Origin of the sequence: Nocardioides sp. L-11A, from assembly GCA_029961745.1 — a bacterium.
In the GTDB taxonomy this organism is placed as follows: Bacteria; Actinomycetota; Actinomycetes; order Propionibacteriales; family Nocardioidaceae; genus Nocardioides.
On sequence record CP124680.1, the window covers coordinates 1,505,127 to 1,524,726 of the forward strand.

Consider the following 19,600-nt stretch of genomic DNA (forward strand, 5'->3'; position numbering starts at 1 on the left):
TTCACCGGGTCCGGGCGACCTGGGTCACACGGGTACCCTCGGGACCCGTGAGCAAGCCCATCACGCTGCTGACCGTCGAGGCGACGGAGCAGCTCAGCCCCGGGATGGTCCGGATCCGCTTCTCGGGCGATCTCGCGGCCTTCGCGGACAGCGCCTTCACCGACCGCTACGTCAAGCTCGTCTTCGGTGATCCCGCCGAGCTCGAGACGGGCGGCCGGCCGACCCTGCGGACCTACACCGTCATCGCGCCCGACGTCGCCCGGGGCACGCTCGCGATCGACTTCGTGGTCCACGGCGACCAGGGCGTCGCGGGCCCGTGGGCGGCCCGGGCCCGTCCCGGCGACACCATCCACGTCCGTGGCCCGGGCGGCGCCTACGCCCCCGACCCGGCCGCCGACTGGCACCTGCTCGCCGGCGACGAGGCCGCGATCCCCGCCATCCGCCAGGCCCTGGCGGCCCTCCCCGACGACGCGCAGGGGTACGCCGTGATCCAGGTCGACGGCCCGGTGCACGAACAGCCGGTCGCGACCCCGGCGGGCGTCGCGCTGACCTGGCTGCACCGCGCCGACCCCGCCCAGCCGGGCCTCGCCGACGCCGTCCGCGCGCTGCCCTGGCGGGAGGGCCGGGTGCACGCGTTCGTCCACGGCGAGGGACAGGCCGTGATGAAGGACATCCGCCCCTACCTGTACGTCGAGCGCGGCGTCCCGCGCGCCGACGTCTCGATCTCCGCGTACTGGAAGCAGGGCCGCACCGAGGAGACCTTCCGCGAGTGGAAGGCGGAGCTGGCCCGCACCGAGGAAGGCACGTCGTGACCACCCCCACCCGCCTGTTCCGCACCGTCGCGATCGCCGAGGCGATCACCTGGACCGGCCTGCTGCTCGGCATGTTCCTCAAGTACGTCACGGAGACCACCGAGGCAGGCGTCCGGGTCTTCGGGATGCTGCACGGCGTCGTCTTCGTGGCCTACGTCGTGACGACGGTCGTGCTCTGGGTGGACCGGCGCTGGTCGGCCGGCCGGGGACTGCTCACGCTGCTCGCCGCGATCCCGCCGCTGGCGACCCTGCCGCTCGAGTGGTGGGCCGTGCGCAAGGGCTGGCTCGGCGACGCGTGGCGGCTGCCGGCCGGCACGACCCGGTCGCTCCCGGACCGCTGCGTCGGCTGGATGATCGCCAACCCGCTGCGCGGCCTGGCGATGGGCGCCGTCGCCGTCGGCGGCCTGACCGCCCTCGCCCTCCTGGTCGGTCCGCCCACCTCCTGACCGCTCCCGGCGAAGGCACCTCCGCGGGGAACCGACCGGGGCGGGAGCACGTCGTACGGGCATGACCGCCCTCGCCCGACGCAACGCCCTGCAGCTCGCCCTCGCGGCCCTCGGCACCGGCGCCCTCTGCGCCTGCTCCGGCGGTGGGCCCGGACGAGGTACGGGACCGGGCAGCGGGTCGGGGACCGGGGCCGACGGCATCGAACTGGTCTCCTCGGACGTGCGCCGTGCCGCGGGCGATCCCGGACTGGTCTCCCCGGTCGTCGCCGGTCTCGACCGCTTCGCGGGCCGGCTGTACGGCGCGCTGGCGACCACCGAGGGCAACCTGGTGCTCTCGCCGTACTCGGTCCTCGTCGCGCTGGGCATGACCCTGACCGGCGCGGCGGGTCCGACGGCGGAGGAGATGCGGACGGTGCTCGGCGTCGGCGACCTCGGCGACCGGTGGCACCGCGGCGTGAACGCCCTCACCACCCACGTCGAGGGGCTGGCGGGCCCGCAGCGGCGCGCCGACGGCTCCTCCGCCGAGCTGGCGCTGGAGACCGCGAACCAGATCTTCGGCCAGCGCGGCGTCGGCTGGTCGGCCGACTTCCTCGACCTGCTCGCCAAGGAGTACGCCGCACCGATCCGCGCGGTCGACTTCGAGACGGCGACCGAGCGGGCCCGCACCCTGATCAACGCCTGGGTCGAGGAGCGGACCCGCGACCGGATCGTCGACCTGGTGCCCGAGGGCGTGCTCGACAACCTGACCCGGCTGGTGCTGGTCAACGCGGTCTACCTCAAGGCGCCGTGGGAGCACCCTTTCGAGAAGGAGCTGACGGCGCCCGGCATCTTCCGGCGGGCCGACGGAAGCGAGGTCGAGGTGGACCGGATGCGCCGCCCGGACCTGGCCGGCGGCCTGGTCACGGGAGACGGCTTCCGCGCGGCCGTCGTGCCGTACGCCGGGCAGCGACTCGCGATGACCGTCGTGCTGCCCGACGACGGGGCGTTCGGCGGGATCGAGGCCGCGGTCGCCGACGGCGGCTTCGCCCGGCTGCTGGCGGGAGCCGCGCCCGCCGCCCTCGACCTCACCCTGCCGCGCTGGACCTTCCGCACCGAGGCGCCGCTGGGCGACGTCCTCAAGGAGCTCGGCATGCCCATGGCCTTCGACGACCGCCGCGCCGACTTCTCCGCGATGACCGACGAGGACCTGTTCCTGTACCTCGCCGCGGTGCTCCACCAGGGGTTCGTCGCCGTCGACGAGGAGGGCACCGAGGCCGCGGCGGCGACGGCGGTGGTGATGCGGACCGAGAGTGCGGTCGTCACCGAGGAGCTCGTCGTCGACCGGCCGTTCCTCTTCGTCGTCCACGACGTCGAGCACCGCACCCCGCTCTTCGTCGGCCGCGTGACGGATCCCACGGCCTGACTCCGGGCTGAGAGCTCCGGGCCCCACCCGCCGCCGGATCCGAGCGAAGTCGCCCAGCACCGTTCCCGTCCTGTTCACCGACCTCACCCCGATTGGTCGTGGACCACCGCCACCGTTCCCCGTGGTGGCGCGGTTCCGCGCTGCCATGAGACGGCCTTTCTCGGGTGGCCACGACTGAGGACGACGTGTGACCAGCCTGCCCCTTGTCGATCCGAGCGCGCCGGAAGCGCGGCCGCGACGGATCTCCCGCAAAGCCACGGGTGCCGACGCGGTCTTCGTCAACGTCTCGCGCGCGATCGGCGCCTCGGTGCTGGTCATCACCGGCGGGGTCGGGCTCTTCCTCGGCTGGCAGGCGTTCCCGACCCTCCAGCGCTACGGCTGGCGGTTCTTCACCGAGTCGGACTGGCTGCCCGAGGCCGACGTGCTCGGGATCGGGGCCGTCCTCGCCGGGACCCTGCAGATCGCGGTGGTCGCCATGGTGATCGCCTTCCCGCTCGCGCTGCTGACGGCGCTGTACATCTCCGAGTACGCGCCGGCGTCGCTGCGCTCCACGCTGGTCTCGCTCGTCGACCTGATGGCCGCGATCCCGTCGATCGTCTACGGCCTGTGGGGCTTCTTCCTCGTCATGCCCCACGCCGCGGCGTTCGCGACCTTCCTGCAGCGCCATCTCGGCTGGATCCCGATCTTCGACGTGAAGGACACCGACCCGGACGCCGCGATCTGGGACGCCAGCCGCTACACCGCGAGCGCGTTCTGCGCCGGCATCGCCGTGGCGATGATGGTGCTGCCGATGGCCTGCGCCGTGATGCGGCAGGTCTTCAGCCAGACCCCGCCGGGTGAGAAGGAGGCCGCACTGGCCCTCGGTGCGACCCGCTGGGGGATGATCCGCACCGTCGTGCTGCCGTTCGGCCGCGGCGGCATCATCGGCGGCACGATGCTCGCGCTCGGCCGGGCGCTGGGCGAGACCATCGCGGTCCTGCTCATCATCTCACCGGCCTTCGACCTGAAGTTCCGTCCGCTCGAGATCGGCACCAACAGCGTCAGCGCGCTCATCGCCGGCCGGTTCGGCGACGCCAGCGCGAGCCAGCTCTCCGCGCTCCTCGCCGCCGGATTCGTCCTCTTCGTCATCACCCTCGGCGTCAACACCCTCGCCGCCGTCGTCGTGAACCGCAGCCGCTCGGGTGCCGGGGCGGAGGCCTGAGATGACGACCTCGCAGCTCAGCTCGCAGCCCGGCGCTCCGGCGCAGGCCGCGCCGCGCGGCACGACCGTCCTGCCGTCGTACGACGACGACGCGCCGCCCGCCCTGCCGCGCCCCGCCCTGGGTCGGCCCAGCCTCGACGAGCGGTTCGTGCGCTGGGGCTCCTGGGTCTCCGCCCTCGGGCTGGCCTGGTTGGTCACCCAGCGGCTGCTCCCGCTGCCGGGGCCGGCCTGGTTCCTGCTCGTCTGGTTCGTCCTCGGCCTGGTCGTCACCGCGGTGCTCTCCGCGCTGACCGTGACGATGGTCGAGGTCCGGGACCGGGTCGCGGCCGCCGTCGTCACCGGTGGAGCCCTCGTCGTGGGCGCGGCCCTCGTCAGCACCCTGGTGTTCATCGTGCTGCGGGGCTGGCGACCGCTGCTGCATGCCAACTTCTTCGTCGACGACATGGCCGGCGTCGGCCCGAAGGACCCGTTCGACATGGGCGGCATCGCCCACGCGGCGGTCGGCTCGATGATCGAGATCGGGATCGCGCTGGTCATCGTGCTGCCGCTCGGCATCGGCACGGCGATCTTCATGACCGAGGTCGGCGGACGCTTCGCGGTCCTGGTGCGCACCATCGTCGAGGCGATGACCGCGCTGCCGTCGGTCGTCGCCGGACTGTTCGTCTACACGACCGTGATCGTGGTGGCCGGCTGGCCGCGCTCGGGCCTGGCCGCGGCGCTCGCGCTCGCCGTGATGATGCTGCCGATCGTGGCCCGGGCCGCCGACGTCGTGCTGCGCGTCGTACCGGGCAATCTGCGCGAGGCCGGGCTCGCCCTGGGCGCGAGCCGGTGGCGCACGGTGTGGCACGTCGTACTCCCGACGGCCCGCCCCGGCCTCGCGACCGCCGTCATCCTCGGCGTCGCCCGGGGCGTGGGGGAGACCTCGCCGGTGCTGCTCACCTCGGGCGCGGCCGCGTTCCTGGTCGTCGGGCCCACCGACGGCGTCATGAACTCCCTCCCGCTCTACATCTACACGACCGTGCGCAGCGGCGAGCCGCAGGCGATCACGCGGGCCTTCGCCGCCGCGACGGTGCTGCTCGCGCTCGTGCTGTTCCTGTTCGTCCTGGCGCGGGTCGTGGCCCGCCCGAAGAGGGCGAAGAGGGCGAAGAAGACCCGACCGTCGACGACGGGCTCCCGTCCCGTGAAGGAGATCTCGTGAAGCGCCTCGTGGCGGCCCTGGTGGCACTCGTGTGTGGTGTCAGCCTGCCGCTCGCTGCCCATGCCGCCGTCCCCTACGCCCAGATCGAGGGCACCGGGTCGACGTGGTCGGAGCTGATCGTCCAGCAGTGGATCGCCGACGTGAACGCCAACGGCATGAAGGTCGTCTACACCGGCGGCGGCTCGACCAAGGGCCGCAAGGACTTCGCCAACAACAGCGTCGACTTCGCGATCTCCGAGATCCCCTACCAGGGCACCGACGAGCAGGGTCAGGCCGACACCAGCCAAGGGCGCGACTACGCCTATCTGCCGATCGTCGCCGGTGGCACCGCCTTCACCTACCAGCTCAAGATCGGCAAGCAGCAGGTCAAGAACCTCCGGTTGTCGGGGGAGACCCTCGCCAAGATCTTCACCAACCAGATCACCAACTGGGACGACCCGGCCATCGCCAAGGACAACAACGGCCGGAAGTTCCCGTCCCTGCCGATCATCCCGGTCGTCCGCTCCGACGGCTCGGGTACGACGGCGCAGTTCACCACCTGGATGGACAAGCAGCACCCGAGCATCTGGCGTCCGTACTTCGGCCGCTCGGGCCTGACGTCGTACTACCCGAAGAAGTCGGGCAGCCGGATGGTCAGCCAGGCCGGGTCCGACCAGGTGATGAACACGATCAAGGGCTTCTCGGGCAACGGGATGATCGGCTACGTCGAGTACTCGTACGCGATCAACGCCAACTACCCGGTGGTGAAGGTCAAGAACGCGGCCGGCTACTTCGTGGAGCCGACGCAGTACAACACAGCGGTGGCGCTGACCCAGGCCAAGATCAACATGGACACGACGTCGCAGCTCTACCTGACCCAGAACCTCGACGGCGTCTACACCTACGACGACCCGCGGTCCTACCCCATCTCGTCGTACTCCTACATGCTGCTGCCCACCGGTGGAGGCGACCAGCGGATGTCGACGGCCAAGCGGCAGACCCTGGCCGACTTCATGTACTACTCGCTGTGCACCGGGCAGACCAAGGCCGGTGCCTACGGCTACTCCTCGCTGCCGCTCAACCTGGTCCAGGCCGGCTTCGAGCAGATCGCGAAGCTGAAGGCGGCCGACCCGGCTGTCGAGCTCACCAACCGCGACGTCAAGAGCTGCAACAACCCGACCTTCGACGGCAAGAACCCCCACAAGAATCTGCTCGCTCAGAAGGCGCCGAAGCCGCCGGAGTGCGACAAGGAGGGGGCGGGCCCCTGCGGCACCGAGACCGGGACCGGCGAGCCGGCCACCGACGACGCCGCCGCGCCGCCCGCGGACGCACCGCCCGCGGGGGAGGCCCCGCCGGCCGCCGTCGATCCGGCGACCGGGCAGGACGTCCCCGTCGCCGAGAGCGGCACCGTCCCGGTCTCCAGCGGCACCCAGGACGTCTACGCCTCGCCCGACACGCTCTCCGCCGACCGGGCCGGCGACCGGCGCCCGTTCGGCTGGCTGATCGTCGTCGAGCTGCTGGCCCTCGTGCTGTTGCCCGGCCTGCTGGCGGCGGCGTTCCGCCGCCGGCTGATGTCGCGGGGAGCGACCCGATGAGGCCCGCGCCCCGACTCGCCCGGGCACTCCGGCTCGGCGTCGTCGCCCTGGTCGTCGGTGCGAGCGCGGCCACCGGCGTCACCGCACCGGCGCTCGCCGACCGGCCGCAGCCCGTGACGCCGCGCGCCGCGGTCGCCGGCGACGCGTGGAGCCAGACCAGGTCCATGGAGCGCCAGTTCGTCGCCGCCGACGGTACGCCGACCACGATCTCGGACCCGAGCACCGGCAGTCCATGGCAGGTGAAGGTCGACGTCGACCACACCCAGAACCTGCGCGGTCGCGAGCGGGTCGGCATCACCTGGAGCGGGGCCCAGCCCAGCGCCGGCCGGGCCAACGACCCGTTCGGACCCGGCGGTGTGAACCAGGAGTACCCGGTGGTCGTGCTCCAATGCCGAGGGACCGGTGATGCCATCACGCCGGAGACGTGCTGGACGTCGTCCTTCGCGCAGCGCTCCCAGGTTTCCAAGTCGGGCAGTGACGCCGGCTGGACCGAGGACCTGCACGCCGGCGCCGCGGCCAAGGAGAAGGTCTCGTCCAGCAACGGCACCGTGCCGGACGCCGCCACGTGTCCGACGATCGACCGGACGGGTCTGCTCTACACCCGGGTCGTCCCCTTCGTCGCGGCCAATGGGACCGTCTTCCCGGCCTGCGACGCCAAGACCATGCCGCCCGAGGCGGCCGCGGACGCCGCCCTGCCGGCCAACGAGATGTACGCCTTCACCGACGCCGCCGGTGGCGGCAGCATCCAGTTCGAGGTGCGCACCGACGTCGAGAACGAGTCGCTGGGGTGCAGCAAGACGACCGCGTGCTCCATCGTCGTGATCCCGATCGTGGGGCTCAGCTGCGACACCGCCTCGACGGAGGACGCCTCGAAGCTCTCGGTGACCGAGAAGTCGTGCCGGCGTACCGGACAGTTCCTGCCGGGGTCGAGCAACTTCACCAGCATCGGCGTGGACCAGGCGGCATCGCCGCTGCTGTGGTGGTCGGAGTCCAACTGGCGCAACCGCTTCGTCATCCCGGTCACGTTCGGCGACCCGCCGGACACCTGCGACATCCTCGACCCGCGGGTGCCGACGGGCTTCTACGGCTCGGAGCTGATGGCCCAGGCCGCGCTGCAGTGGGCGCCGGCGTACTGCCTGAACAAGAAGCGCTTCAAGTTCCAGCACAACCAGATGCCCGACCAGGCCGGCTTCTCGCTGATGGCCTCGGGCGGCGGTGCGGCTGCGCTGGTGTCGTCGAAGTACGAGGCGACCGGTGATCCGGTCGGCTACGCCCCGGTCGCGCTGACCGGGTTCGGCATCGGCTACATCATCGACAAGCCGGACAACGCCGGCGAGCTCACCGACCTGCGGCTGAACGCCCGGCTGTTGGCCAAGCTGATCACCCAGTCCTACACCGGGTCCAGTTTCGGCGCCGGACACCCGGGCATGGAGCAGAACCCGTGGACCGTCAACCGTGACCCGGAGTTCGTCGCCCTCAACCCGGGCCTCACCGACGAGGCGATGGAAGCGGGGGCGGCCCTGCTCTCCTTGTCGAACTCCTCCGACGTGATCCGTCAGCTCACGGAGTATCTCGCCAGCGACAAGGACGCGATGGCGTTCGTCAAGGGCAAGGCGGACCCGTGGGGGATGCGGGTCAACCCGTCGTACAAGAAGATCAAGCTGCCCCGCGACGAGTGGCCGCTGCTCGACGACTACGTGCCGTCTGGCGGCACGGAGTGCAAGGCGAACAACCCCTCGACGTACTTCAACGACCTCGCCGCGCCGGTGTCCACACTGCGCAAGATCGCCGAGGCGCTGCTCGACGCGTGGCCTAATGTGCAGACGCGCTGCGACACCGATCTCAGCGTCGACCCGCCGATCTACAAGCTCGGTCGCACCGAGCGCCAGCACTACGGCCACCGGCTCATGCTGGGCGTGGTCAGCCTCGGGGACGCCCAGCGCTATGGGCTGCGTACGGCGGGCCTGGAGACCCGCAAGGGCCGGTACGTCACGCCGACGACCGAGTCGCTGACGGCGGCCGTGAAGCTGGCCGAGCCCGCGGGCGGACGTGGCCCGTTCGAGATGGACATGGCTGACCTCCGCAAGGCGGGAAACGCCTATCCGGGCACGATGCTCGTCTACACCGCGGCGCGGCTCCAGAACCTGGACAAGAAGGACGCCGCCAAGGTGGCCCAGTTCGTCCGCACCGCGACCTCGGAGGGGCAGCGGCCCGGCAGCGGCAACGGCCAGCTGCCCGGCGGCTTCGTGCCGATCCGCAAGAGTGGCGCCACCCAGGCGCTGTACGACCGCGCCCAGTCGGTCGCCCGCGCCATCGAGCAGCAGAAGGTGCCGGCCGCGCCCCCGGAGGCGGGCCCCGCGACCGTGACCCCGGGGGCTCCCGAGGCGGTCCCCGCCGGCGAGCCCGTCGCCGCCGCACCCGCTGCGGGCCCGGCCGCTGCCGCACCCGAGGCGCTCACCATGCCGCCGACGAAGGCGGTCTCCTCGGAGTGGAGCGGTCGCCTGCTGCCGGTGCTGCTCATGCTCGGCCTGGTCTTCTCCGTGGTCAGCGCCGTCTCGCGCGTCGTCGTCCTGCGGAGCCGCCGATGACCACGCTCGACGTGCCGCGGGCCGGGTTCCGCGCGGGCCGGCCGGCCGGCCCCCCGAGCCGGGTCGAGACGGCAGGCTCGGTGGTCAGTACGTCGACCACGATGGTCGCCCTGGTCACGCTATGGATGGCGCTGCAGATGCTCGTCCTCGGTGGCGTCGCGCAGGAGCGCAGCCAGTCGCTGCTGTACCAGGAGTTCCGGGCGCAGGTCGCCGCGGCGACCGCGCCGGTCGGTCCGGTCACGGAGCCGGGCGCCCCGGTCGCGCTGCTGGAGATCCCGCGTCTGGGGATGCAGCAGGTCGTCGTCGAGGGGACCGCGTCGGGCGACCTCCTCGCCGGTCCGGGCCACCTCCGCAACACGGTGCTGCCGGGGCAGGCCGGCACGTCGGTGGTGCTCGGCCGCGCGGCGACGTACGGCAGCCCGTTCGCGGAGGTCGACCGCCTCGAGCCCGGTGACCGGATCGAGGTCACCGTCGGCCAGGGCCGCGCCGTGTTCACCGTGCAGGGGCTGCGCCGTAGCGGCGACCCGCTGCCCCAGCCGCTCGCGAGCGGTCGCTCGCGACTCACCCTGGTCACCGCCGAGGGCCAGGGCCGGCTGCGGGCGATCGCTCCGGGTGAGGTCCTCTATGTCGACGCCGAGTCGTCCTCGGCGTTCCCCGCGCCGTCCGGCCTGCCGCCGACGGTGCCCGAGTCGGAGAAGCCGATGGGCATCGACACAGGGGTGCTGCCCCTGCTCGCCCTCGATCTCGCGCTGCTCCTGGCGTTGACCCTCGGGGTCATCGCCGCCCGTCAGAGATGGTCGCTGGTGCACGTGTGGGTGGTTGCGACCCCCCTCGCGATCGCCCTGGCCTGGGTGACGACCGACGGAGTGATGCGGCTCCTGCCCAACCTGACCTGACCGCCGCGGTCGCGGCGTCCGCAACGCGGCTGCACCGGCAGCCGCACGTCCCTCACAGAAAGTCGAACAACGCAATGTCCGTACGCAAGTCCCTCACGGCCACCTTCGCGGCCGCGGTGGCCACGTCGGCGGTGACGATGATCGCCTCTCCGGCCCACGCCGCCTACACCGAGCAGCCCTATGACAGCAAGCCCGCGCCGACCGCGGCCGACCTGGTCGGTGGCGGCTCCGACACGACCATGATCGCCATGTACGAGGTGGCCGAGCTCTGGAACAACGGCGCCAAGGCCGGCTACGGCCAGGCCTTCGACATCGCGTCCTTTGACGCCTTCGGCGGCGGCGACATCCCGCTGGGGAACGGCACCGAGATCCTCCGCCCCAACGGGTCCGGGAAGGGACGAGACGCCCTCATCGCCAACCCGGCGATGGACTTCGCGCGATCGTCCTCCGCGATCAGCGGGTCCGCGGCCGAGACGTTGGAGGGCATCCCGTTCGCTCTGGACACCGTGGAGATGGCGGTGTCCAACAACGGCGGCGGTACGGCCTCGGCCGCTCCCGCGACGCTCACCCTCGAGCAGCTGCAGGACATCTATGACTGCTCGGTGACCAACTGGAACCAGGTCGGCGGCAGCAACGCCCCCATCAGGCCGCTCGTCCCGCAGTCGGGCTCGGGGACGCTGAGCTTCTTCACGTCGAGCCTCGGCGTCGCGACGGGCGCCTGTGTCAAGGACTACATCGACGCCAACGGCAACGGCACCAAGGACCCGGGCGAGGCCAGTGTCCAGGAGCACGACGTCACGGCCGTCCAGACCGACCCGAACGCGATCGTCCCGATCTCCAAGGGCCGTGCGAGTCTGGTGGCGAACAACCCGGTGCGTCTCGTCGGCGGTGCGCAGGTCTCGTTCAAGCGCGCTGTCTACAACCTGGTGCGCGCGACGGAGATCACGAAGCCCGAGATCCAGGCGTTCTTCGGTCCTGACGGCTTCCTGTGCTCCGCGGCCGCCAACGAGGCAATCGCCCGAGGTGGTCTGACCCAGCTCGCCACCGAGGCCAACGACGGCGTCTGTGGTTCGCCGGCCGACAGCACCTCCAACTTCACCACCAACGAGGTCGTGGCCAGCGCGACCACGCTGACCGGTGCCAACCTGGCCGCGGGCGTCCGGCTGACCGCGACCGTCTCCGGCTCTTCGCAGCCGACGGGATCGGTGTCCTTCTACGAGGGTGCGACTCTGCTGCAGAAGGTCACGGTCGTGTCGGGCCAGGGCAACTACGTCGTCCCGTCCCCGACGGTCGGCGCGCACACCTACAAGGCCGTCTTCACGCCCAACAACGCGAAGTTCCTCGGCTCGGAGACGACCACCACGGTGAACTACGCCCCGCCGGCCACCGGTCCGTCCCCGGCCCTCGCCGCGGCCCAGGCCCAGTTCGACAAGGCCCAGGCCAAGGTGAAGAAGGTCAAGAAGCAGCTCAAGAAGGCCACGGGCGCCAAGAAGGTCAAGCTGAAGAAGAAGCTGAAGAAGGCCAAGCAGGCCAAGAAGACCGCCGCCGCCGCGGTCGTCGCCGCGTCCTGACGCGACCCCCGCAGTTCGGCAGTACCCGTATCACCCGCAGCACCGGTGCCGGGCGGCCCACGGGCCGCCCGGCACCTCCCGATGAGAAGAGAGCCATGGACTCCACAGCCGACCAGACCACCGTCCTGCCCGCCGTCGAGGACACGGTCGCCCCCGAGGCCACCGTCGCCCCCGGCGGCGTACCCGCCCCCGGCGTGCTCGCGCAGCTGGAGGCGCGGGAGATCACGGCGTGGTTCGGCGACCACAAGGTCCTCGACCGGGTCTCGCTCACCATGGACGCCGGGCGGATCACCGCCCTGATCGGGCCGTCCGGCTGCGGCAAGTCCACCTTCCTGCGCATCCTCAACCGGATGCACGAGCTGGTCCCGTCGGCGCAGTTGGCCGGCGAGGTGCTGCTCGACGGTGAGGACATCTACGACCCGGGCAAGCGGCTCATCGACGCCCGCCGCTCGATCGGCATGGTGTTCCAGAAGCCGAACCCGTTCCCGGCGATGTCGATCCAGGAGAACGTGCTCGCCGGCCTCAAGCTCACCGGCACCCGGATGCGGAAGTCCGACAAGGACGACCTCGTCGAGTCCTGCCTGGTCAAGGGCGGCCTGTGGAACGAGGTCAAGGACCGCCTCGACGCACCCGGCGGCGGCCTCTCCGGCGGTCAGCAGCAGCGGCTGTGCATCGCGCGGTCGCTCGCGATCCGGCCGCGGGTGCTGCTCATGGACGAGCCCTGCTCGGCCCTCGACCCGACGTCCACCCGGGTGATCGAGGAGACCATGCTCGACCTCGCCCGCGAGGTGACGATCGTGATCGTCACCCACAACATGCAGCAGGCCGCCCGGGTCTCCGACCAGTGCGCCTTCTTCCTCGCCTCCCAGGGCCGGCCGGGCGTGATCGTCGAGCACGGGAAGACCGAGGCGATGTTCCAGAGCCCACAGGACTCCCGCACCTACGACTACGTCAACGGCCGCTTCGGCTGATCATCCCGCCGACCCGTCGCATCTGAACGCCTGAGAGACGCCGACCCGTCGCGTTCAAACGCGCCGGGTCGGCGGTACGCCGTAGGCTGGGCGCCGCACCCCCGGTCGTCCCAGACCGGGGGCGCTCGCGCTGTCCCCCGACCGAAGGTGTACTCCCGTGAGTCTCGCCGGCCTCGCCGACGCCGTCCTCGCCGACCCGACCCTGTCCGCGGCGCTCGCGGGCGCGATCGACGGCACCCAGCCGACCGGTGAGCTGACCGGTCCCGAGGCCCTGCGGCCGTTCCTGGTGACCGGGCTGGTCCGCGCCGAGCGGCCCGTGCTGGTCGTCACCGCGACCACCCGCGAGGCCGAGCAGCTGGTCGCCGAGCTCGGTGACCTGATCGATCCCGACCGGGTCGCCTACTACCCGAGCTGGGAGACCCTGCCCCACGAGCGGCTGAGCCCGCGCAGCGACACGGTCGGGCGGCGGCTGGCCGTGCTCCGCCGGCTCTGCCACCCCGGCCCCGACCCGGCGACCGGACCGGTCCAGGTCGTGGTCGCGCCCGTGCGCAGCGTCCTGCAGCCGCAGGTCAAGGGCCTCGGCGACCTCGCGCCGGTCGAGCTGGCCGTGGGCGCGAGTGCCGAGATCGAGGACGTCGTCACGGGTCTGGTCGGCGCCGCCTACTCCCGCGTCGACCTCGTCGAGAAGCGCGGCGAGTTCGCGGTGCGCGGCGGCATCGTCGACGTCTTCCCGCCGACCGAGGAGCACCCGCTGCGGGTGGAGTTCTTCGGCGACGAGATCGACGAGATCCGCTCCTTCGCGGTCGCCGATCAGCGCACCATCGAGAAGGTCGACCGGCTGTGGGCGCCGCCGTGTCGCGAGCTGCTGCTCACCGACCAGGTCCGGGCGCGGGCCGCGGAGCTGGGGCGGACCCACCCCCAGCTGCTGGAGATCACCGACAAGCTCAGCGAGGGCATCGCCGTCGAGGGCATGGAGGCGCTCATCCCGGCACTCGTCGACGAGCTGGAGCTGCTGGTCGACCTGATGCCGGCGGACACCCGGGTCCTGGTGCTCGACCCCGAGCGCGCGCGGGCCCGTGCGCACGACCTCGTCGCGACCAGCGAGGAGTTCCTGGCGGCGTCCTGGGCCACCGCGGCCAACGGCGGCCAGGCGCCCATCGACCTGCAGGCGGCGTCGTACCAGTCGCTCGCCGACGTGCGGACCCACGCGCGCGAGCGCGGGCAGGCGTGGTGGACGTTCAGCCCGTTCGGCCTCGACGTCGACGACGCACCGGACGATCCGGTCCTCTCCGCGGCCGACGAGCAGCAGGAACGTCCGGTACGACGGTTCACACCGGCCCCGTCGTACCGCGGCGACGTGGCGAAGGCCTTCGCCGACATCGCCCGCTGGCGCGGTGAGGGACACGCGGTCGCCGTCGTCCACGTCGGCCACGGCCCCGCGCAGCGCATGGTCGAGGCGCTGGGGGAGCAGGACGTCCCCGCCCGGCTGGTCGACGACCTCCCGGCCGGCCACGAGCTCGACCCCGCCGTCGTCACGATCACCTGCGGCAACCTCGGCCACGGCCTGATCGACACCGACCGGGGCCTCGTGGTCCTCACCGGCGAGGACATCGTCGGCACCAAGGCCTCGACCCGCGACAAGGGCGCGATGCCGGTGCGCCGCAAGCGCCAGATCGACCCGCTCGAGCTCAAGGCCGGCGACTATGTCGTGCACGAGCAGCACGGCGTCGGCCGGTTCGTGGAGATGAAGCAGCGCGAGGTCCAGGGCGCGGTGCGCGAGTACCTCGTCCTCGAGTACGGCCCGTCCAAGCGCGGCGGGCCGCCGGACCGGCTGTTCGTGCCGGCCGACACCCTCGACCAGGTCACCCGCTACGTCGGCGGCGAGCAGCCCAGCCTCGACCGGCTCGGCGGTGGCGACTGGACCAAGCGCAAGAACAAGGCGCGCAAGGCGGTCCGCGAGATCGCGGCCGAGCTGATCAAGCTGTACGCCGCCCGGCAGGCCACCCAGGGCCACGCGTTCGGCCCCGACACCCCCTGGCAGCGCGAGCTCGAGGACGCCTTCCCGTTCCACGAGACCCCCGACCAGCTGACCACGGTCGACGAGGTCAAGGCCGACATGGAGCGCACCGTCCCGATGGACCGGCTGGTCTGCGGCGATGTCGGCTACGGCAAGACCGAGATCGCGGTGCGGGCGGCGTTCAAGGCGGTCCAGGACGGCAAGCAGGTGGCCGTGCTGGTGCCGACCACGCTGTTGGTCAACCAGCACCTCGCGACCTTCTCCGAGCGGATGAGCGGGTTCCCCGTCGTCCTCAAGCCGCTGAGCCGGTTCCAGACCGACAAGGAGGCGGCCGAGACCATCGCCGGACTCGCCGAGGGCAGCATCGACCTCGTCGTCGGCACGCACCGGCTGTTCAACGCCGACACGAGGTTCAAGGACCTCGGCCTGATCATCGTCGACGAGGAGCAGCGCTTCGGCGTCGAGCACAAGGAGGCGATGAAGCGGCTGCGCACCTCCGTCGACGTCCTCTCCATGTCCGCGACGCCGATCCCGCGCACGCTCGAGATGGCGATCACCGGCATCCGCGAGATGTCGACCATCACCACGCCGCCGGAGGAGCGGCACCCGGTGCTGACCTACGTCGGCGGCTACGAGGATCGCCAGGTCGTGGCCGCCGTACGCCGCGAGCTGCTCCGCGACGGCCAGGTGTTCTACATCCACAACCGGGTCAGCTCGATCGAGAAGGCCGCGGCCAAGATCCGCGAGCTGGTGCCCGAGGCCCGGGTCGCGACCGCGCACGGACAGATGGGGGAGCACCAGCTCGAGCAGGTGATGGTCGACTTCTGGGAGAAGAACTTCGACGTCCTCGTCTGCACGACGATCGTCGAGTCCGGCATCGACGTCTCCAACGCCAACACGATGATCATCGAGCGGTCCGACACCCTCGGCCTCTCCCAGCTGCACCAGCTGCGCGGCCGGGTCGGCCGGTCCCGGGAGCGGGCCTACGCCTACTTCCTCTACCCGACCGAGAAGCCACTCACCGAGACCGCCCACGAGCGGCTCGCGACCCTGGCCCAGCACTCCGACCTCGGCGGCGGCATGGCGATCGCGATGAAGGACCTCGAGATCCGCGGCGCCGGCAACCTGCTCGGCGGCGAGCAGTCCGGCCACATCGCCGACGTCGGCTTCGACCTCTACGTCCGCCTGGTCGGCGAGGCGGTGCGCGACTTCCGGTCCGACGGAGGGGCCCCCGAGCAGCTCGACGAGGTCCGCATCGAGCTCCCGGTCGAGGCGCACCTGCCGCACGACTACATCCCGAGCGAGCGGCTGCGCCTGGAGATGTACAAGCGTCTCGCCGAGGTCCGCACCGACGCCGACGTCGACGAGATCGCCGCCGAGATGGACGACAGGTACGGCGAGCCGCCCGAGCAGGTCGCCGCGCTGCTGCTGGTCGCGCGCTTCCGCGCCCGGGCCCGCCAGGCCGGGGTCAAGGAGATCACGACGGTCGGCAAGAACGTCCGCTTCCACCCCGTGGTGCTGCCCGAGTCGCGCACCATCCGGCTCAACCGGCTCTACCCGAAGTCGATCGTCAAGCACCAGCTGGAGTCGATCCTGGTGCCTCGTCCCGGCATCCCGGGACGGACGGGCACCCCCCTGGAGGGGGTCGCCCTGCTTGAATGGGCCAGACTCGTCATCGACTCGGTCATCGACCCCAAGGAGTGAGTGTGCGCCCCTCGTTCGTGCCCAGGTTCGCGTCCAGGTCCGTGCCGAGGCTCCTGCCCGCCGTGGCGGCGCTGTCCGCGACCGCCCTGCTGGCCGCCGGCTGCGGGGTGTCCGACGACGGCGTCAAGCCGGGTCTGGCCGCGGAGGTCGAGGGCCAGCAGCTCCGGCTGAGCAGGGTCGACCGGGCGGTCGAGGACTACTGCGCGCTGCGGGCCGCCAACCCGCAGGCGTCCGCCGCGCCGACGGCGCTGATCCGGGCCCAGTTCGTCGTCGGCTGGACCCAGGCGGTCGCCGTCGACGCCCTCGCCGGCGAGCACGGCGTGACCCTGCCGTCGGAGGCGATCGACCGCACCTCGGTCCAGCAGGCGTGGGAGCCGCTCGGCACGATCGACGACGACAACTACGAGACCTTCGAGTGGCTGACCTGGATCCAGCAGCGGCTCAGCGACCCGGTCGCCGAGCTCGGCGCCGACGACGCCGGTGTCGAGGGCCAGGAGGCCGTCGCCGCCGGCATCGACCTGATCACGCAGTGGCTCGACGACAACGACGTCACCTTCAACCCGGTCTTCGGCAGCTACGACGCCGAGACGGGCGCCTTCGGCAGCGACGCCCTGTCGGTCCCGGTCAGCGGCGAGGCCAAGGCCGCCGCCGACACCACGGCGCTGAGCCCCGAGCAGGTCGCGGACCTGCCGGCCGACCAGCGCTGCGGCCCGGCCGCGGCCCCGGCGGCGGTCGCGCCCCAGGGGTAGGGCCGTGCCGGGGCCGTCGGCCGCGGCCGCGGACGGAGCGGTCGCCGAGTTCGTCGCGGTGATGCGGCGGTTGCGCGCCGAGTGCCCCTGGAAACGGGAGCAGACCCACCGCTCGCTGGTGCGCTATCTGCTCGAGGAGACCTACGAGACGGTCGACGCGATCGACGAGGCCGAGGTCAGTGGCGACTTCGGGCACGTGGCCGAGGAGCTGGGCGACCTGCTGCTGCAGGTCGTCTTCCATGCGGTGATCGCGGAGGAGCGCGGCGACTTCGACCTCGACGACGTCGCCCGCGGCATCACCGCGAAGATGCGTCGCCGCAACCCGCACGTCTTCGGCGACGACCTGGACGAGGGCCTGACCGCCGAGCAGGTCGACGCGCGCTGGCAGCGGATCAAGGAGGCCGAGCGTCCCGACGGCGCCGGAGGCCAGGAGCTGCCCTCCGCCCTCCCCGCCCTGCTGTACGCCGACAAGGTGCTCGCCCGGCGCGAGCGGGCCGGGCTGCCGACCGACGTGGCGGCGGACTCGCCGGACCTGGGGGAGCGGCTGCTCGCGCTGGTCGCCGAGGCCCGCGCCGCGGGCACCGATCCGGAGCAGGCGCTGCGCGACGCCGTGCGCCGACGGCAGTGAGCGACGCGCCGCGGGGCTGGCGGGCCGGCCGCGCCCGCGCCGACATCACCGGCGAGCCGTGGGGCGTCGGGATGATGGGCTACGGCATGCCCGACCAGCGCACGCGGGGGATCCTGTCGCGGCAGTACGCCCGGGCGTTCGTCCTCGACGACGGCAGTCGCCGCGTGGCCTTCGTCGTCGCCGACATCGGCATGTTCTTCGAGGCGACGGTGGCGGCGATCCACGCGCGGCTGGCCGCCCGCCTCGACGGCCGCTACGACGCCGGCAATGTCGTCCTCACCGCCACCCACACCCACTGTGGGCCCGGCGGCCACGGCCACGACATCCTCTACAACATCACGACCGGCGGCTTCCGGCCGCAGACCTTCGAACGGCTCGTCGACGGCGTGGTCGAGGCGATCGCGCGGGCCGACGCCGACCTCGCCCCGGCCACCCTGCGGTTGGCGCACGGCGAGGTGCGCGACGCCAGTGCCAACCGCGCCCGGGCGGCCTTCGAGCGCGATCCCGCCGAGGAGCGGGCGCTGTTCCCCGACGGCATCGACCCGCGGATGACGGTGCTGACCCTGGAGCGCGCCGGCGGGCTGGCCGGCGCGATCAGCTGGTTCGGCGTCCACAACACCTCGATGTCCAACCGCAACCGGTTGATCAGCGCCGACAACAAGGGCTGGGCCGCCCATCGCTGGGAGCAGGACGGCGACCTGGTGACCGCGTTCGCGCAGACCAACGCGGGCGACCTCAGCCCCAACCTGGACCTGCGGCCCGCGACCGGCCCGACCCCGGACGAGCGGGAGAACACCCGGATCATCGGCGAGCGTCAGCTGGCCGCCGCCCGGCGGATCGCCGCCGGACCCGGTGTCGAGGTGGAGCCGCTGGTCGACGTACGCCATCGGTGGGTGCGGCTCGCCGACCGTCCCGCCGCCCCCGGCGGGTCCGGCCGGACCGGCCGCGCGATCCTCGGCGCGAGCTTCGCCGCGGGCAAGCTGACCGACGGGCCGGGCTCGCCGCTGTTCGACGAGGGCCGGCGCAACCCGGTGCCGGAGCGGATCAGCCGGTGGCTCTACCGGCGCCGCCCCGCGCTCGCGGCGGCCCACGCGCCGAAGGACCTGTTGCTGCCGGTCGGCGGCCTGCGCTGGGTGCAGGAGACCTACCTGCTCCAGCTGGTCCGGTGGGGCCGGCTCCACCTGGTCTGCCTGCCGTTCGAGGTGACCGTCGTCGCCGGCTGGCGGCTGCGGCGAGCCGTGGCGGCGGAGCTGGGGGTCGATGTCGAGGATGTGGGTGCTGCAGGGCTACGCCAACGGCTACGGGCACTACGTCACGACACCGGAGGAGTACGGCGAGCAGCTCTACGAGGCGGGTTCGACGGTCTTCGGCCGGCACCAGCTGGCGGTGCTCCAGGATGCGGTCGTCGAGCTCGCCGCCGCCCTGCGCGGCGGCGCCATCGTCGACCCCGGTCGTCCGCCGCCTCCGCGACGGCTGCGCTGGACCCTGCCGGTCGGGTCGCCGCGCCTGGCCCGGGCCGGGCGACCGGGAGTGCGGCACGCCCCGGTCACGGCCCGCACCGGCGAGGTGGTCACCGCGACCTTCGGGACCGACCATCCGAATGCCGAGCTGCGGCCGACCTACCTCCGCGTCGAGCGGCGCGACGGCGGCGCCTGGCTGCCGGTCGCCGACGATGCCTCGCCGACGACCACGATCACCTGGCGCCGGGACCGGGCGCTGCGCTTCGTCGCCGAGGTCACCTGGGTCGCGGGCCCGCCGGGCAGCTACCGGATCACCTGTGTCGGCCGCACCGACGCGACGACGCCGCCGATCGTCGTCCACTGACGGTCGGCGGCGTCGCGCG

General features: G+C 72.3%; 14 protein-coding genes and 1 pseudogene. All 15 read left to right on the forward strand.

The features are described 5' to 3' along the window. The first annotated feature begins 47 nt into the window (after positions 1–47). Entirely contained in the window at positions 48–812 is a 765-nt protein-coding gene (locus QJ852_07100) for a siderophore-interacting protein (GenBank protein ID WGX98204.1), read from the forward strand. Beyond that, positions 809–1,258 carry a DUF3817 domain-containing protein gene (locus QJ852_07105; protein ID WGX98205.1) on the forward strand — a complete coding sequence of 150 codons (450 nt, stop codon included), beginning with the start codon at positions 809–811 and terminating at the stop codon, positions 1,256–1,258. Before QJ852_07100 ends, QJ852_07105 begins: the two co-directional genes overlap by 4 nt. 61 nt (positions 1,259–1,319) lie before the next feature. Further along, positions 1,320–2,660: a serpin family protein gene (locus tag QJ852_07110; GenBank protein WGX98206.1), complete on the forward strand. Its 1,341-nt coding sequence runs from the start codon at positions 1,320–1,322 to the stop codon at positions 2,658–2,660. Between the two features lie 187 nt (positions 2,661–2,847). Beyond that, positions 2,848–3,861: a phosphate ABC transporter permease subunit PstC gene (gene pstC, locus QJ852_07115; GenBank protein WGX98207.1), complete on the forward strand. Its 1,014-nt coding sequence runs from the start codon at positions 2,848–2,850 to the stop codon at positions 3,859–3,861. Between the two features lies 1 nt (position 3,862). Next, positions 3,863–5,059 carry a phosphate ABC transporter permease PstA gene (gene pstA, locus QJ852_07120; GenBank protein WGX98208.1) on the forward strand — a complete coding sequence of 399 codons (1,197 nt, stop codon included), beginning with the start codon at positions 3,863–3,865 and terminating at the stop codon, positions 5,057–5,059. Beyond that, complete coding sequence (locus tag QJ852_07125; GenBank protein WGX98209.1) at positions 5,056–6,633, forward strand: phosphate ABC transporter substrate-binding protein PstS; 1,578 nt, start codon at positions 5,056–5,058, stop codon at positions 6,631–6,633. Before pstA ends, QJ852_07125 begins: the two co-directional genes overlap by 4 nt. Then, positions 6,630–9,221: a hypothetical protein gene (locus tag QJ852_07130; protein WGX98210.1), complete on the forward strand. Its 2,592-nt coding sequence runs from the start codon at positions 6,630–6,632 to the stop codon at positions 9,219–9,221. The genes QJ852_07125 and QJ852_07130 overlap by 4 nt, the downstream gene beginning before the upstream one ends. Beyond that, positions 9,218–10,117, forward strand: a complete 900-nt coding sequence (locus QJ852_07135; GenBank protein WGX98211.1) for a class E sortase — start codon at positions 9,218–9,220, stop codon at positions 10,115–10,117. The genes QJ852_07130 and QJ852_07135 overlap by 4 nt, the downstream gene beginning before the upstream one ends. A 74-nt stretch (positions 10,118–10,191) precedes the next feature. Beyond that, positions 10,192–11,688, forward strand: a complete 1,497-nt coding sequence (locus QJ852_07140; GenBank protein WGX98212.1) for a substrate-binding domain-containing protein — start codon at positions 10,192–10,194, stop codon at positions 11,686–11,688. A gap of 194 nt (positions 11,689–11,882) precedes the next feature. Beyond that, positions 11,883–12,659, forward strand: a complete 777-nt coding sequence (locus QJ852_07145) for a phosphate ABC transporter ATP-binding protein (GenBank protein ID WGX99542.1) — start codon at positions 11,883–11,885, stop codon at positions 12,657–12,659. A gap of 157 nt (positions 12,660–12,816) precedes the next feature. Next, the gene (mfd, locus tag QJ852_07150; protein WGX98213.1) at positions 12,817–16,380 is read left to right on the forward strand and encodes a transcription-repair coupling factor; all 3,564 of its coding nucleotides are present in this window, start codon (positions 12,817–12,819) and stop codon (positions 16,378–16,380) included. 41 nt (positions 16,381–16,421) lie between these two features. After that, positions 16,422–17,129, forward strand: coding sequence for a hypothetical protein (locus tag QJ852_07155; protein WGX98214.1), 708 nt, complete (start codon positions 16,422–16,424; stop codon positions 17,127–17,129). 4 nt (positions 17,130–17,133) lie between these two features. Continuing rightward, the gene (locus QJ852_07160; GenBank protein ID WGX98215.1) at positions 17,134–17,757 is read left to right on the forward strand and encodes a MazG family protein; all 624 of its coding nucleotides are present in this window, start codon (positions 17,134–17,136) and stop codon (positions 17,755–17,757) included. Between the two features lie 74 nt (positions 17,758–17,831). Beyond that, positions 17,832–18,959 (forward strand): annotated as a pseudogene (locus tag QJ852_07165) (neutral/alkaline non-lysosomal ceramidase N-terminal domain-containing protein). Between the two features lie 58 nt (positions 18,960–19,017). Continuing rightward, on the forward strand, positions 19,018–19,581 hold the full coding sequence (locus QJ852_07170; protein WGX98216.1) for a neutral/alkaline non-lysosomal ceramidase N-terminal domain-containing protein: 564 nt from the start codon (positions 19,018–19,020) through the stop codon (positions 19,579–19,581). The last annotated feature ends 19 nt before the right edge of the window (positions 19,582–19,600 follow it).

Bases quoted from the DNA above. Each gene is read 5' to 3' on its own strand.
- pstA (WGX98208.1), top strand. From the start codon at position 3,863: ATGACGACCTCGCAGCTCAGCTCGCAGCCCGGCGCTCCGGCGCAGGCC.
- QJ852_07135 (WGX98211.1), top strand. From the start codon at position 9,218: ATGACCACGCTCGACGTGCCGCGGGCCGGGTTCCGCGCGGGCCGGCCG.
- QJ852_07170 (WGX98216.1), top strand. From the start codon at position 19,018: ATGTCGAGGATGTGGGTGCTGCAGGGCTACGCCAACGGCTACGGGCAC.
- QJ852_07140 (WGX98212.1), top strand. From the start codon at position 10,192: ATGTCCGTACGCAAGTCCCTCACGGCCACCTTCGCGGCCGCGGTGGCC.
- QJ852_07130 (WGX98210.1), top strand. From the start codon at position 6,630: ATGAGGCCCGCGCCCCGACTCGCCCGGGCACTCCGGCTCGGCGTCGTC.
- QJ852_07110 (WGX98206.1), top strand. From the start codon at position 1,320: ATGACCGCCCTCGCCCGACGCAACGCCCTGCAGCTCGCCCTCGCGGCC.